The organism is Drancourtella massiliensis (assembly GCF_016900655.1).
Classification (GTDB): Bacteria; Bacillota; Clostridia; order Lachnospirales; family Lachnospiraceae; genus Sellimonas; species Sellimonas catena.
In genome coordinates this window covers 1-231 of record NZ_JACJKH010000141.1, presented here as the reverse complement: position 1 = coordinate 231, position 231 = coordinate 1, and the positions used below count along the sequence as shown (strand labels likewise).

At 56.3% G+C, this 231-nt stretch carries 1 rRNA gene; it reads left to right on the top strand.

From position 1 onward, the window contains the following. Positions 1 to 207 (top strand): 16S ribosomal RNA (locus H6A32_RS16105); the annotation flags it as partial. Positions 208 to 231: the final 24 nt, after the last annotated feature.

The window sequence follows — 231 nt, the reverse complement described above, 5'->3', positions numbered from 1 at the left end:
TGGAATCGCTAGTAATCGCGGATCAGCATGCCGCGGTGAATACGTTCCCGGGTCTTGTACACACCGCCCGTCACACCATGGGAGTCAGTAACGCCCGAAGCCAGTGACCCAACCTATAGGAGGGAGCTGTCGAAGGCGGGACGGATAACTGGGGTGAAGTCGTAACAAGGTAGCCGTATCGGAAGGTGCGGCTGGATCACCTCCTTTCTAAGGGAAGAAGTAAGGGACGTT